We start from the raw sequence: 13,510 nt of genomic DNA, 5'->3' as shown, positions 1-13,510 counted from the left end.
ACCAGTGTTTATTGCGGAGAAAGAGGGATTCGAACCCCCGGAGGTGTGACCCTCAACAGTTTTCAAGACTGCCGCATTCGACCACTCTGCCATTTCTCCTTAGCGGGTGCAAATATAGAAACCTTTTTTGAATACAAAAAGGAGAATTTAAATTTTTTTATGATCAAAATGTTTAACCATTGGTTTTGAGTAGTATATAAATTAAGTTAAATTTTAATGGATGAAATCCTATTGGGTAGTCTTTCCTGTTACTTCTGGAGAATTGTCATTCTAATCTCGTATTTTTGTTTGAAAACCTGATCTATGGAAATTATAAAAGCCCTAGAATGGCGTTATGCAGTTAAGAAATTTGACTCTTCTAAACAATTAAATGAGCAAAAGGTGACTATGCTAAAAAATGCATTTAACCTAACTGCAACATCATATGGATTACAGCCTGTAAAATTATTAGTTATTTGCGATAAGTCAGTACAAAAGAAACTTAGAGCGGCAGCTTTTAATCAAGCTCAGGTAGAAGATGCTTCTCATGTGTTGATCTTTTGTGTGGAAAAAGGGATAGATGCCGAGTATATTAGAAGCTATTTTAATCGCGTAAAAGAAATTAGAAAAACTCCCGAAAATATACTAGAGCCTTTTCAGAATTTTTTAATTGACGATTTTGAAAAGAAATCAAAAGAGGATATATACAATTGGGCAACTAATCAGGCCTATTTGGCTATGGGGAATATGCTTACGGTATGTGCATTGGGTGGAATAGATGCCTGTCCAATGGAAGGTTTTTCCGCAACGGATTATGATGCGATTCTTGATTTGAAATCAAAAAACTTACAATCGGTATTGATAATGCCGGTGGGATATAGAGCTGAAGACGATTTTATGGCAGAGTTAAAAAAAGTTCGTAAACCATTAGAAGATAGTGTAATAGATTTTAATTCTTGAGTTTGTATTTTATTACTTCCGAATTGACATTGCTTTTAATAACTTTGTTGTGTCAACTTTTAAATAGTGAACGCTATGCCAGGATTTGAACTTTTTGGAGATTTAGAAAGAGCCCAAGTAAATGATGTTTTGGAGAGTGGTGTCCTTATGCGATATGGCTTTGATGGAGCCCGTAATGGGCATTGGAAGGCTGTAGAACTGGAGCAGGCAATTTCTGAGCGTATGGCTACTAAATACACCCAACTGGTAAGCAGTGGAACCTCTGCATTAACCGTTGCCTTAGCAAGCGCAAATGTTGGAGCAGGGGATGAGGTTATTATGCCAACTTTTACTTTTGTGGCAAGTTTTGAATCCATAATAGCTTTGGGTGCTGTTCCAGTACTTGTTGATATTGATGATACCTTGACACTAGACCCTGTTAAGGTTGAAAAAGCGATCACTCCAAAAACCAAGGTTATTATGCCAGTTCATATGTGTGGTTCTATGGCGCGATTAAAAGAATTAAAAGCTCTGTGCGACAAATATGGTCTTTTATTACTTGAAGATGCTTGTCAAGCAATTGGTGGTAGTTACGACGGAAAACCATTAGGCAGTTACGGTGATCTAGGTTGCTTCTCATTTGACTATGTAAAGACAATTACCTGTGGTGAGGGTGGTGCCTTGATTACGAATAACGAAAAATTTGCAAAGAATGCAGATCATTTTTCGGACCATGGTCACGATCACCTTGGAAAGGATAGAGGAGCGGATGAACACCCGTTTATGGGATATAATTATAGAATTTCAGAGCTCAACGCTGCAGTTGGGCTAGCGCAAATTAAACGTTTGGATGACTTCTTATCAATCCAAGAAAAGAACTACAGCACCATAAGATCTGCCATTGAAAACATTCCTGGTGTACAGATGCGAACTGTTCCTGAAAAAGGTGTAGAAAATTATTCGTTCTTAAGCTTTTTTATGCCAGATGAACAAACCGCGAGGGTAGTCCATAAAAAACTAGGAGAAAGTGGTGTAGACGGTTGCTTTTACTGGTTTGATAATAATTGGCATTATATCAAAAAATGGCATCACCTAAAAGATTTAAAAAGTTTAGGGAAATTGCCAGAAGAACTACGAAATGGCTTACCAGATTATAATACTATGGATACAAGTCAATCAGATCATTGGTTAGGCCGTACGATCTCTGTCTTGATCAAACTTGGATGGAGTGAACAAGAAGTACAAGATCGCGCTAAAAAGATGGCAGATACCATTAGTAGCATCACGGCGCAGGTTGCTAACAAGTAACTTTATATAGTAATAAAATTAGTAATTTACGTATTCCACAATTTCCAATCCGTAACCAATTATTCCTACTCTTTTAGTTTGAGAAGAATTGGACATTAACCGGATTTTAGAAATACCTAAATCATGAAGAATTTGGGCGCCAATACCAAAGTCCTTATTGTCCATAGGAACTTTAGGTGCTCTTAGTTCGCCTTTGTTTTGCAATTCTTTCAATGCGGTTAACCTATTGAGAAGGTTTAAACTATTGGTGTCTTTGTTTATAAAAACAATCGCCCCTTTACCTTCTTGGTTTAAAAGTTGGAACATATTATCTAACTTTTCATCAACACTACTGGTAAGAGTGCCCAATATATCATTGTTTACAAGGGTGGAATTAATTCGAGTCAATACTGGGTCGTTCTTATTCCATTTTCCTTTAGTAAGTGCAATATGAACTTGATTGTTGGTGGTTTGCTTATAAGCCCTTAAGCGAAAAGTCCCAAACCTAGTTTCAATATCAAAGTCTTCCTTTTTCTCAATAAGACTATCATGTTGCATTCTATAGGCAACTAGGTCTTCTATGGATACAATTTTCAGGTTGAATTCCTTGGCTACTCTAATTAGTTCTGGAAGTCTAGCCATTGTACCATCTTCATTCATAATCTCACAGATGACCCCTGCTGGACTTAGACCAGCCAAGCGCGCAAAATCAATAGCGGCCTCTGTGTGACCGGTTCGCCTTAAAACGCCACCTTCTTTAGCAACTAAAGGAAAAATATGGCCAGGTCTGGCTAATTCAAATTGTTTGGTGTTTGGGTCAATAAGTGCTTTAATGGTTTTTGCGCGATCTCCCGCAGAAATTCCTGTTGTTACCCCATTACCACGTAAATCAACGGAAACTGTAAAAGCGGTCTCCATATGATCCGTATTATTGGTCACCATTGGATGTAGATCAAGCTCTTTACAACGCTTCTCTGTCAGGGGTGTACAAATTAACCCACGACCATGTCGCGCCATAAAATTAACAACCTCAGGAGTCACCTTATCTCCAGCGGCTACGAAGTCCCCTTCATTCTCCCTATTTTCATCGTCAACTACGATAATAACTTTTCCCATTTTGATATCAGCAATGGCCTCCTCTATGGTATTAAGTCGTATCTCTGCATTAGAGGTGATGGTGTCTGTACTCATTTCAAATTTTTTTTCAAAGATACTTAATTTGAAACTTCTGATTTCTTCTTTGGGTTTAATTTTCTAAAGAAGTCACCTATGTTTGTTAGCAATCCTCCCGAATCAAATAAAGCTTTATCAGCCGTTGCTCTTCTAGTTAGGAATATTCCAAGAGGCAGCATGATCAGGGTAGCGATCCAAGCTCCTAGAACAGGGGAGAGGCTACCATCTTCTGCGTAGTTCTTAGTAAAGATATTTATAAAGTGGTAAACTAAAAATAAACCTATGGCCAAAACCATGGGGAGTCCGAGTCCTCCTTTGCGTATAATGGCACCCAATGGCGCACCCACAAAGAACAAAATAAAACAAGCAAAAGCTAAGGCGTATTTTTGATGTAGTGAAAGCACATGGTGATTGTAAAGCTTGATTCTACGATTTAAATCCCATTTTTTACCCTCCAGTGTTGATTTGGTATTTTTTACAGTGTTCAAAGCCATATCAATCATTTGGCTTTGTCGGTAATCCTGATAGAGTGTAATAGTACTGTCTATGTTAGCTAGAAGCTTCGCCCTTATTTCTTGCTTTTCGCTCTCTGAGAGTTCTTGCTTTTCTTCTGCAGTATTTTTTTTGACTACTGGATTATTTCGAGGTTTAGATTGAATATTAGAGGCACCCGTTCTTTTAAATATATTCTCTCCGAAATTGGTAAAGATTTTCTCGTTGTCTTTAGCTAAGGAATCTATTGCATAGTCCAGCTCCGAGACATTGAGCATCTTAAAGGTGTTTTTGACCTTTTCCTCTTCTAGATCGATATTGTTAAGCTCAGAGAGATCCATAAAAATGGTATAGGTCTCAAAATGTGCTTTTGCGAAAGGGTAATTATCTCGTTTGTCTCGACTTTTGGCCTCCATGTCCTGGTAGTAATTACCATCGATGAGTTTAAGTTGAAGTATGTTGGAATTTTCTGAGCCAATTAGTTCGCCCTCTACTGATTTAATCACTTTTCTATTTAAACCACCATTGGATAATTGGTGAATAATAACATTGTCCAGTAAGTTGTCATTTGGACCGTGCTTTTCATCAACCTTCATACTGAAATCATCACCAATGGTACTAAAGGCACCTTCACTAATGGCCATAGCAGGTTTCATTTGGGCAATGTTTCTCCTGAGGTTATAGGATTTGTATTCTGCAGCTGGAATGACATTATTGGCAAAGAAGAAGGTTCCAAAACTCAGAAAAGCAATAAAGACCACAAGACTCATCATAGCCCTAGATAATGATATTCCAGAGGCTTTCATGGCGGCAAATTCATAATTTTCTGCCAGGGCACCAAAGGTCATAATGGATGCTAAAAGCACCGTTAGAGGTAGCACATTTGGGATTAGATTTGGAGAATAATAGAATAGAAACTTTCCGACGATTTCTAAATCGATGTCTTTTCCAGCGAATTCATCGATAAAAAACCAAATAGCTTGGAAAATAAATATAAACATCAGTATGACAAAAGAACTGATGAAATTATATAAAAATCGTGATAATATGTACCGGTCTAAAATTCTCAAAGTCTAGTTGCTAATAATATAATATCCTAATGCTTCATATCGATCCTTGTCAAAGCTAAACATGGAATCAGGTAGCGGTTGGTTTGTTTTTAAATTACTAACTGTAATGGTGGTTTTGGTACCATTGTTACCCACTTCGATAAGATTGTATATGTGTTTTGTATTGGCATCTATACCTAATAGTATTTCTTTGGTCTGGGAATTACTATCAATTGGCGATAGTTTCACATATTGTATTTGCCTTCCATTGACATTTTGAAGTATATCCATTTGGTAATTATACCCTTCGGTATAGAAGGTGAGCATAGCAGAAGGTGTAATGGCATCTTCTTCGTTGCCCTCATTGGATTCTATAACGACCTCTTCATTTTCTGGGATAACAGTATAAGTTTTCGAGCCGTCAAATATTTTGGTGGCTCCTAAATAATTAAATACATACTTTTCACCTTTGAGCGTCACGTCGCCGTTGGTCTCCTGGTGAATGTTTTCTTGGCTATTATCTAAGGCATATTTAAATGCAATAAAAATATTGTCATAACTTTTTACCTTATTATAGACCTGATCCAAAAGCGCTTTGGCTTTGGGATCATTCTGAGCATTACTGTTTAAGCTTACGCATATAAGGGTAAAGACTAAAATTAATTTTTTCATGTTATTTTTTAATTTCTTTATTCGTTACTTAATAACTCATCCAAGGTAACCATATCTGGTACGAGTACCTGTCTTGCCTTGCTTCCTTCAAAAGGACCTACAATTCCTGCGGCCTCTAATTGATCAATAATTCTTCCTGCCCTATTATAACCCAGCTTTAGTTTGCGCTGTAATAATGAGGCAGACCCTTGTTGAGCAATTACGATAACCTCTGCAGCCTCTCTAAACAAAGCGTCTCTTTCCGATATATCAATATCAACACTTGTGCCAGATTCTTCTCCTACGTACTCTGGAAGTTCATAAGCTGAAGGGTAGGCCCTTTGACTACCGATAAAATCAGTTATTTTCTCAACCTCAGGGGTGTCGACAAATGCGCATTGAAGTCTTGTCAGATCATTCCCTTGTGTATATAGCATATCACCACGGCCAATTAATTGATCAGCTCCTGGTGAATCTAATATGGTTCTTGAATCTATTTTAGAGGTAACCCTAAAGGCTACCCTAGCCGGGAAGTTTGCTTTGATGATCCCTGTGATAACATTTACCGAGGGACGTTGGGTAGCAATAATAAGGTGTATTCCAATGGCACGCGCTAATTGTGCCAGCCTTGCAATAGGAGTTTCCACTTCCTTACCAGCAGTCATAATTAAGTCTGCGAACTCATCAATGACTAAGACGATATACGGTAGGAATTCATGGCCATCATTAGGGTTTAATTTACGAGCCTTGAATTTAGTGTTGTATTCCTTAATGTTTCTCACCATGGCATTTTTCAGACGTTCGTAGCGATTGTCCATTTCAATACACAGTGAATTTAATGTGTTTATTACCTTCGTGTTATCGGTAATAATTGCCTCTTCACTATCGGGTAGTTTGGCCAGGTAATGACGCTCAATTTTATTAAATAGCGTCAACTCCACCTTTTTGGGATCGACCAACACGAATTTCACCTCTGCGGGGTGTTTCTTATATAATAAAGAGGTTAAAATAGCATTCAGTCCAACAGATTTACCCTGTCCAGTTGCACCAGCCATTAGTAAGTGTGGCATTTTTGCTAAATCAACTACAAATGTTTCATTACTAATGTTCTTCCCAAAAGCAATAGGAAGTTCCATTTCTGCATTTTGAAATTTTTTAGAAGCAATGACTGATCGCATCGATACAATAGTTGCATTTTTATTAGGAACTTCAATACCGATGGTCCCTCTCCCTGGTATAGGTGCGATAATTCTAATTCCCAAGGCGGCAAGGGATAACGCAATATCATCCTCTAAGTTTTTGATTTTAGAAATTCGTACTCCTGCAGCAGGGACAATCTCATATAAGGTCACAGTCGGTCCGATTGTAGCCTTTATCTGCGATATTTCAATTTTGTAGTTCTTTAGGGTATCTACAATTTTATTTTTATTTTCTTCAAGTTCTTCTTGATTGATGGTGATGCTTCCAGCGCCATAATCGTTTAGTAGTTCTAGTGTAGGGAAGGTGTACTTGCTCAGCGCTAACTTGGGGTCAAACTCTCCAAAGTCCTTTACAAGGCGATCGGATAGATTGTCTAGCTCTTCTTTTTCTTCTTCTGGTTTTTCTACCTCTATTTGTAGTCCATGATCCTGCTCATTTTGTTGCTCATCAAGGGAAGCAGGGGTAGGGGACGCTGTAGGTTTTGGAAGGGGTGATTCAAGGGAATCCTCCTCCGTAGAGAGTTTAACTTCAAATGAGTTTTCTATAGCGATATCGTTTTGCTCATCCTTTGTTACAGCTCTTGGAGCTGGTTCAGGTTGAGGCACTGCTGAAGGTTCGTATTGATCAGTTACAGGGTTGGCTTCCGCTTTGGATTTGTTTGAAGCAAAAGCAGCTTTAAACTCTCTTTGAGTACTTACAAAAAGGGATTGTATTTTTTCAGGTGTTACGCCTAGGCGGCTAACCAAATAAATCACTAGAACAAAAAACAACAGCAGGCCAATACCTATTTTGCCGATGTAAGCTCTTAGGAAATCATTCATTTCAAAACCGATAACACCTCCTAGGATAGGGGCAGTTTCGGCGAAAAATCCGAAAAAAATTGCGAGCCAAATACTAGTGAGCATACCCCAGAACCACCTGTTGTTTAGTTTTTTTAATGGAAGTCCGACAAATAAAAATAAACCAGTTTGAAAGATGAGGATTGGAAAAATAAAAGCAGCAACTCCGAATCCTTTACGAATAAAAAAGTCACTCACAGAAGCTCCAAATTTATTCAACCAATTCTCCGCTTCTACTTGTTTATTCCAAAATTCTTTTAAAAGACTTTGATCTTGTTGCCAGGTAGAGAAATAAGAGATAAAAGCAATAACAAAAGCAACGCTTAACAGCATTAATAGCGTCCCAAAAATAATTTTTTGTTGATTGGAAATCTGAAATTTAGGGCGTGTGCTAGCGGAAGTTGTATTGTTTTTTTTATTTTTTTTTCTGGCCATTGGCATTACTCTGTTTATCGCAAAAGTACTAATTACAAACGTACAGTTTCTATTTATATTTTTAAAATATTTTCGGAACGTAAATTATGGCGCCAATCACCATAGCTACAACGGCTACAAGAAATACAGCCCCTGCGGAGATGTCTTTAATACGTCCGATATCTTGGTTGTAATCTGGGTGGATAAAATCTGCCATTTCTTCTATAGCTGTATTGACTCCTTCAACACCCATTACAAGGGCTATGGTAAGCAGTTGAACCGTCCATTCTGTGGCGGATATCTCAAAGTAGAATCCAGCTATTATAGTGATGATGGCAATAACAACCTGAGTTTGTATGCTGGCCTCCTTTTTAAAAAGCAGATACGCCCCTTTGAAGGCGTATCCTATGCTCTTGATTCTGTTAATTATAAATATTTTCAATTCTTTAATGCCGCTAAGGCTGCTTTATAATTTGGCTCTTCAGTAGTCTCAGAAACCTGCTCGGAATAAAGAATGTTGTTATTCTCGTCTATGACCACTACTGCACGGCTTAAAAGGCCTTTCAATGGGCCGTCGACAAATTCAACTCCGTAATCTTTTCCAAACTTTTGATCTCTAAAATCCGAAAGTGAAATGACATTTTTGATACCTTCGGCAGCACAAAAGCGTGCTTGTGCAAAAGGAAGATCTCTTGAAATGCATAATACTTTAGTGTTATCTAATTCGGAGGCCTCCTCATTGAACTTTCTTACACTGGCAGCGCATGTTCCAGTATCTACGCTTGGAAAGATGTTAAGAATAACTTTAGAACCTTTGAAATCACTAAGCGATACCGAGGAAAGCTCACCATTTACTAAATTGAAATTAGGTGCTTTACTTCCAACTTCGGGTAGACTACTTAAGGTGTTTACCTTGTTTCCTTTTAATGTAATTGTGCTCATTTTTATATTTTGTATTAATAATACTTGTTGTTATCGATGTTTATAGATCGCTGAGATCAGAGTGTGTTAAACACTCCTAGAGGATAAAGATAACAATTATTAAAAGGATTTAAAACACAAAAGGCTACCAATTTGGTAGCCTTTGATGACTTTTTTATAGCAATTTCTTCCCAGCATTATAATCTACTTATCGATCGAGCCTAAAACCCTTTTCATAAAAGCATTAATCGCATCCTTTTGATTTAATCCTTCCTCCTTCATTAGTTTTTGAACTTCAAGAGCTCCATACATGTTCGAGATTAATTCTCCAATAACATCCAGCTCTTCGTCCTTTAGTGAAGGAACTTCAGTAATTGCTTCAAGAGTTTCGATAGCTTCATTTACGTAATCCTCATCATTGGATTCTATAAAGCCTGATAATTGTTTAATTATGGGTAGCTTCATCAATAAAAGATTTTAATACATCCGTCTTATTGGTCTGAATCTGATTTAAAACTTCTCCTTTCTTAAAAGCTGCGAAGGTAGGTAAGTTATCTACATTAGCTAGCTTTCTAGATTCTGGATACTTCTCAGCATCTACAATCACAAAGGTTGCGTTGTTATTCTCCTGAGCGAATTTTTTAAATTTCGGCTTCATGATACGGCAATTCCCGCACCATCCTGCTGAGTACTGGACCAATACAGTGTCATTCTCAGCTACCAAATCCGATAAATTGTCTTTGTCTAATTCTACTATCATCACCAATACTTTTTAATTTGCACTTAAATAAGCAGCAACACCTTTTCTATCAGCATTCATTGCTTCTTTACCTTCCTCCCAGTTAGCAGGACAAACCTCACCGTTCTTTTGAACGTGCGTATAGGCGTCTATTAAACGGATAAACTCATTTACATTTCTACCTACAGGCATATGGTTTACACTTTCGTGGAATACCGTTCCTTCTTCGTCGATCAAAAAGGTAGCTCTATAAGTTACATTATCGCCCTCATATACATAAGAGTCTGTCTCCTCATTATAAGTTTCAGATGAAAGGTCTAGAATACGAAGCATGTTTGCTAGGTTTCTATTTGAATCTGCCAATAGAGGATAAGTCACACCTTCGATTCCTCCATTGTCTTTGTGCGTATTTAGCCAAGCAAAGTGTACCTCAGCAGTGTCACAAGAGGCACCAATAACTATCGTATTTCTCTTTTCAAATTCTCCAAGTGCCGCTTGAAATGCATGTAACTCAGTTGGGCAAACAAAAGTAAAGTCTTTTGGATACCAGAAAAGGATCACTTTTTTGTTGTTTTTTACTGCTTCTTCCAAAACGTTGATTTTGAAAGTGTCACCCATTTCATTCATTGCATCTACTGCAATACTTGGAAATTTTTTACCTACTAATGCCATAATTATAATAGTTTAAATTTATTCGTTTTACTTCGCTGCAAAGCTACAACCAAAAGAGGGGTATTTACACTCTTTGAAATCGTATAAATTTATCTGTTAATAGGATTTATTAATCGCAAAAGCAAAGTGCTTAATTCTTTGTGTAAAAGCTAAGTTTTAGGGATAAGTATTGATAATTTAACAAGAATTTTGATTATAAGTTACGAAATTACTTTTTCTGAGTTAATTGCTTTATTTTAATTTGGAAGGCTGCGAAGAGCAACGTTGTAAAAGGACTAAGATAGTTGAAGAAGGCATAGCCTATATAGGCCGTTGTGTCAACCCCCAACACACTGCTTTGATAGGCTCCACAAGTATTCCATGGCACCAATACGGAGGTGACCGTTCCTGAATCTTCTAATGTTCTACTGAGGTTCTCAGGAGCAAGATTTTTTTCTTTATAGGCCTGCGCATACATTTTACCTGGAACTACAATGGCTAAATATTGATCTGATGCGGTAAGATTTAGTGCTAAACAACTTGCAACAGTACTTGCGAAAAGACCAAAGATGGAATCGAAAGCATTGAGAAGTGTTTTACTTATTTTTGATAGTGCTCCTATGGCATCCATAATGCCACCAAAGACCATTGCACAAAGGATAAGCCAAATTGTTCCTAGCATTCCATACATGCCTCCAGCGGTAAATAACCCATTGAGAATCTCATTGGAAGTGGTGATTTTGGTTTCCACAGTGATCGCATTCATTACTCCTTGATAGGCATTTATAAGATTTAACTCTTGGGAATTCGTAATACCCATAACGATCTCTGGTTGAAAAACCAAAGCAAATACTGCAGCTAGTAGGGTTCCTACAAGTAGTGCCATAAGAGGTGGGGCTTTCTTTAAGATTAAAAGAATTACAACCACAGGAACAATAAAGAGCCAAGGGGTAATAATGAATGATTCTTCAATAGCCGATAAAAGTGATCCGGTATCTGGTATGGTGGTGGTGTCCAAATTTAGCCCAATAATGGTAAATAAAATTAATGTCACTATCATAGTTGGAACAGTGGTGAGACTCATATACCGAATGTGTGTGAACAAATCCGTTCCTGCCATTGCTGGTGCAAGGTTTGTTGTATCACTTAAAGGGGACATCTTATCTCCAAAATATGCACCTGAGATTACAGCACCAGCGGTCATTCCAGCGGAAATACCCAATGCACCTCCTATACCTACCAAGGCAATACCAACGGTCGCGCTAGTTGTCCAACTACTTCCAGTGGCTACCGAGATAATAGAACAAATAATAACACAAGCCGCTAGAAAGTATGACGGACTTAGGATTTGAAGCCCATAATAAATCATTGCTGGGATCACCCCACTAATGAGCCAAGTTCCAGCAAGTGCACCGACAAAAAGTAGTATAAGGATAGCCCCTGAGGTTGATTTGATATTGTTAGCAACCTCCTCTAGCATTCGATCAAATTTCACCTTGTTAAAAACGCCAACAATGGCTGCAATAGCTCCACCTATAAGAAGTATAAATTGATTTGATCCTCCCAAGGAATCATCGCCGTAAACAAAAACATTGAAGGCAAGTAATGCTACTAGAATGATAACAGGAAGTAGTGCTTCCCAAATAGAGAGCTCTTTATTGTGAATGATTTTCTCGTCTTTCATTAATTAAGGTGGTACTTTAGTAGAGTAAACAGGCGGAAAAATACAAAGTTTTTATAGAATTCGAACAAAGAGTACGAGAAATTAAATTTTATCACGGGGGGTGGTGGATTTTTATTGATCTATTTTTCAGGGTAACTTACTCTGATTAAACAAAATAGAAAGGTTGTGGTCCGTCTATAGATTTTTTCTTTAACCCTATTCTCTATAGAAAACCACAACCTCATAGTTTTTATACCTAGTGACAAGTTACTACATCAGACCCTCTTATAGGATTTCTAACTTTTTCATGCAGCTCAGCATGCGCTCACAAGTTCGGCTGATATCATTGTCGATTCCAATGGAGAATCGGATTAGGCCATCGCTTAGTCCCATTTCTCGCTGTTCTACTTCAGGTATTTCTGAAGAAGTAGAGCTTCCTGAGGCGCTAAATAAAGTTTTGTAAAATCCTAAACTTACCGCGAGATAACCAAGATTTTCTTGTTGCATCATCTCCATGAGCTGATTGGCTTTATCAAGACTGCCAACATCTAAGGTTAGCAATCCACCATATCCGTATTCAGGATTCATTTGCGCTTTGAATTTATTATGACCTGGATGTGAGCTGAGTCCAGGATAGACTATTTTTAAGCCAGCTTTTTCAAATTTTTTTGCTAAATATAGGGCGTTTTCACTGTGTTTTTTAATCCTTATGTGTAGTGTTCTTAAATTTTTTAATATAGAGGAAGCCCTAAGGCTGTCAAGGGTACTTCCTAATAACATGCCTGCTCCTTGATTTACATCTTTTAAACTTAGGCAGAAGTCTTTGCTTGCGCACACCACTCCAGCTACAGCGTCACTACTTCCGTTGATGAATTTAGTCAGACTGTGTATGACAATATCAGCACCCAATACTGACGGGGTGATGCTCAACGGAGAAAAGGTATTGTCTACTACTAGGGGGAGATCATATTTTTTTGCTAGTTTGGACAAGGCTGCAATATCGGAGACTTCTAACAAGGGATTGCTAAGGGTTTCACAATAGATTATTTTAGTTTGATCTGTAATGCTCTGTTCAACAGCGCGTAGGTCTGTACTATCGACAAAACTGCACGTAATATTGAACTTTGGTAAGAAATTTTTCATAAATGCATAGGTGCCACCATAAATGGTTCGACTCGAGATGATATGATCACCCGCATTGCAGAGTTGCATTATAGTGGCTGTGATAGCTCCCATACCACTGGCAGTCACATTGGCAGTTTCTGTGTTCTCCATAGCCGCTAATGCTTCACCCAAGTACAGGTTTGACGGTGAGGAGTGTCTGCTGTAAAGGTAACATCCTTCGGTGTTGCCTTCAAAGGTGTCAAACATGGTTTTAGCAGAAAGAAAAGTATACGTAGAGGAATCTGAAATGGAAGGATTAACCCCTCCAAATTCTCCGAAATACTGTAAATCCTGAATATTATTTGCTGGTTTAAATTTCATATGATTATCCTTTTATACTATAAAAGTC

Annotated in this window: 13 protein-coding genes and 1 tRNA gene; 2 read left to right on the top strand and 12 right to left on the bottom strand. The window is 37.8% G+C overall.

Going from position 1 to position 13,510, the window contains the following annotated elements; genetic code table 11:
• Positions 1–14: 14 nt before the first annotated feature.
• Positions 15–99 (bottom strand) — tRNA-Ser (locus VKY50_RS08610).
• Between the two features lie 204 nt (positions 100–303).
• On the opposite strand from VKY50_RS08610, the gene VKY50_RS08605 reads away from it, so the two are divergent.
• Together VKY50_RS08605 and VKY50_RS08600 are read left to right on the top strand one after the other, a co-directional pair.
• Positions 304–939 (top strand): NAD(P)H-dependent oxidoreductase, encoded by a 636-nt coding sequence (locus tag VKY50_RS08605; RefSeq protein ID WP_324300884.1) that lies wholly within the window; start codon positions 304–306, stop codon positions 937–939.
• A gap of 75 nt (positions 940–1,014) precedes the next feature.
• Positions 1,015–2,226: a DegT/DnrJ/EryC1/StrS family aminotransferase gene (locus VKY50_RS08600; RefSeq protein ID WP_324300882.1), complete on the top strand. Its 1,212-nt coding sequence runs from the start codon at positions 1,015–1,017 to the stop codon at positions 2,224–2,226.
• 18 nt (positions 2,227–2,244) lie between these two features.
• On the opposite strand, the gene ribB is transcribed toward VKY50_RS08600, so the two are convergent.
• The 11 genes from ribB to VKY50_RS08545 form a co-directional block, all read right to left on the bottom strand.
• Complete coding sequence (ribB, locus tag VKY50_RS08595; RefSeq protein ID WP_324300881.1) at positions 2,245–3,396, bottom strand: 3,4-dihydroxy-2-butanone-4-phosphate synthase; 1,152 nt, start codon at positions 3,394–3,396, stop codon at positions 2,245–2,247.
• A 23-nt stretch (positions 3,397–3,419) separates the two neighbouring features.
• Positions 3,420–4,919 (bottom strand): LptF/LptG family permease, encoded by a 1,500-nt coding sequence (locus VKY50_RS08590; RefSeq protein ID WP_414652313.1) that lies wholly within the window; start codon positions 4,917–4,919, stop codon positions 3,420–3,422.
• Positions 4,920–4,943: 24 nt separating this feature from the next.
• Positions 4,944–5,591 carry an outer membrane lipoprotein periplasmic chaperone LolA1 gene (gene lolA1 / locus VKY50_RS08585; protein ID WP_324300877.1) on the bottom strand — a complete coding sequence of 216 codons (648 nt, stop codon included), beginning with the start codon at positions 5,589–5,591 and terminating at the stop codon, positions 4,944–4,946.
• A 17-nt stretch (positions 5,592–5,608) separates the two neighbouring features.
• Complete coding sequence (locus VKY50_RS08580; RefSeq protein WP_324300875.1) at positions 5,609–8,044, bottom strand: DNA translocase FtsK; 2,436 nt, start codon at positions 8,042–8,044, stop codon at positions 5,609–5,611.
• A gap of 61 nt (positions 8,045–8,105) precedes the next feature.
• Complete coding sequence (locus VKY50_RS08575; RefSeq protein ID WP_324300873.1) at positions 8,106–8,465, bottom strand: diacylglycerol kinase; 360 nt, start codon at positions 8,463–8,465, stop codon at positions 8,106–8,108.
• Positions 8,462–8,965, bottom strand: coding sequence for a thiol peroxidase (gene tpx / locus VKY50_RS08570; RefSeq protein WP_324300871.1), 504 nt, complete (start codon positions 8,963–8,965; stop codon positions 8,462–8,464). The genes VKY50_RS08575 and tpx overlap by 4 nt, the downstream gene beginning before the upstream one ends.
• Positions 8,966–9,148: 183 nt before the next feature.
• Complete coding sequence (locus VKY50_RS08565; RefSeq protein ID WP_324300870.1) at positions 9,149–9,409, bottom strand: DUF6952 family protein; 261 nt, start codon at positions 9,407–9,409, stop codon at positions 9,149–9,151.
• Positions 9,390–9,704 (bottom strand): thioredoxin family protein, encoded by a 315-nt coding sequence (locus VKY50_RS08560; RefSeq protein WP_324300868.1) that lies wholly within the window; start codon positions 9,702–9,704, stop codon positions 9,390–9,392. The genes VKY50_RS08565 and VKY50_RS08560 overlap by 20 nt, the downstream gene beginning before the upstream one ends.
• Positions 9,705–9,716: 12 nt before the next feature.
• Positions 9,717–10,355, bottom strand: a complete 639-nt coding sequence (locus VKY50_RS08555; RefSeq protein ID WP_324300866.1) for a peroxiredoxin — start codon at positions 10,353–10,355, stop codon at positions 9,717–9,719.
• Between the two features lie 208 nt (positions 10,356–10,563).
• Entirely contained in the window at positions 10,564–12,018 is a 1,455-nt protein-coding gene (nhaC, locus tag VKY50_RS08550) for a Na+/H+ antiporter NhaC (RefSeq protein WP_324300864.1), read from the bottom strand.
• A gap of 264 nt (positions 12,019–12,282) precedes the next feature.
• Positions 12,283–13,482: an aminotransferase class I/II-fold pyridoxal phosphate-dependent enzyme gene (locus VKY50_RS08545; protein ID WP_324300862.1), complete on the bottom strand. Its 1,200-nt coding sequence runs from the start codon at positions 13,480–13,482 to the stop codon at positions 12,283–12,285.
• Positions 13,483–13,510: the final 28 nt, after the last annotated feature.

This window comes from Galbibacter sp. (genome assembly GCF_035306585.1).
GTDB lineage: Bacteria > Bacteroidota > Bacteroidia > Flavobacteriales > Flavobacteriaceae > Galbibacter.
Note: the sequence above shows the minus strand (reverse complement) of the source record. Positions and strands in the feature narration are given on the sequence as shown.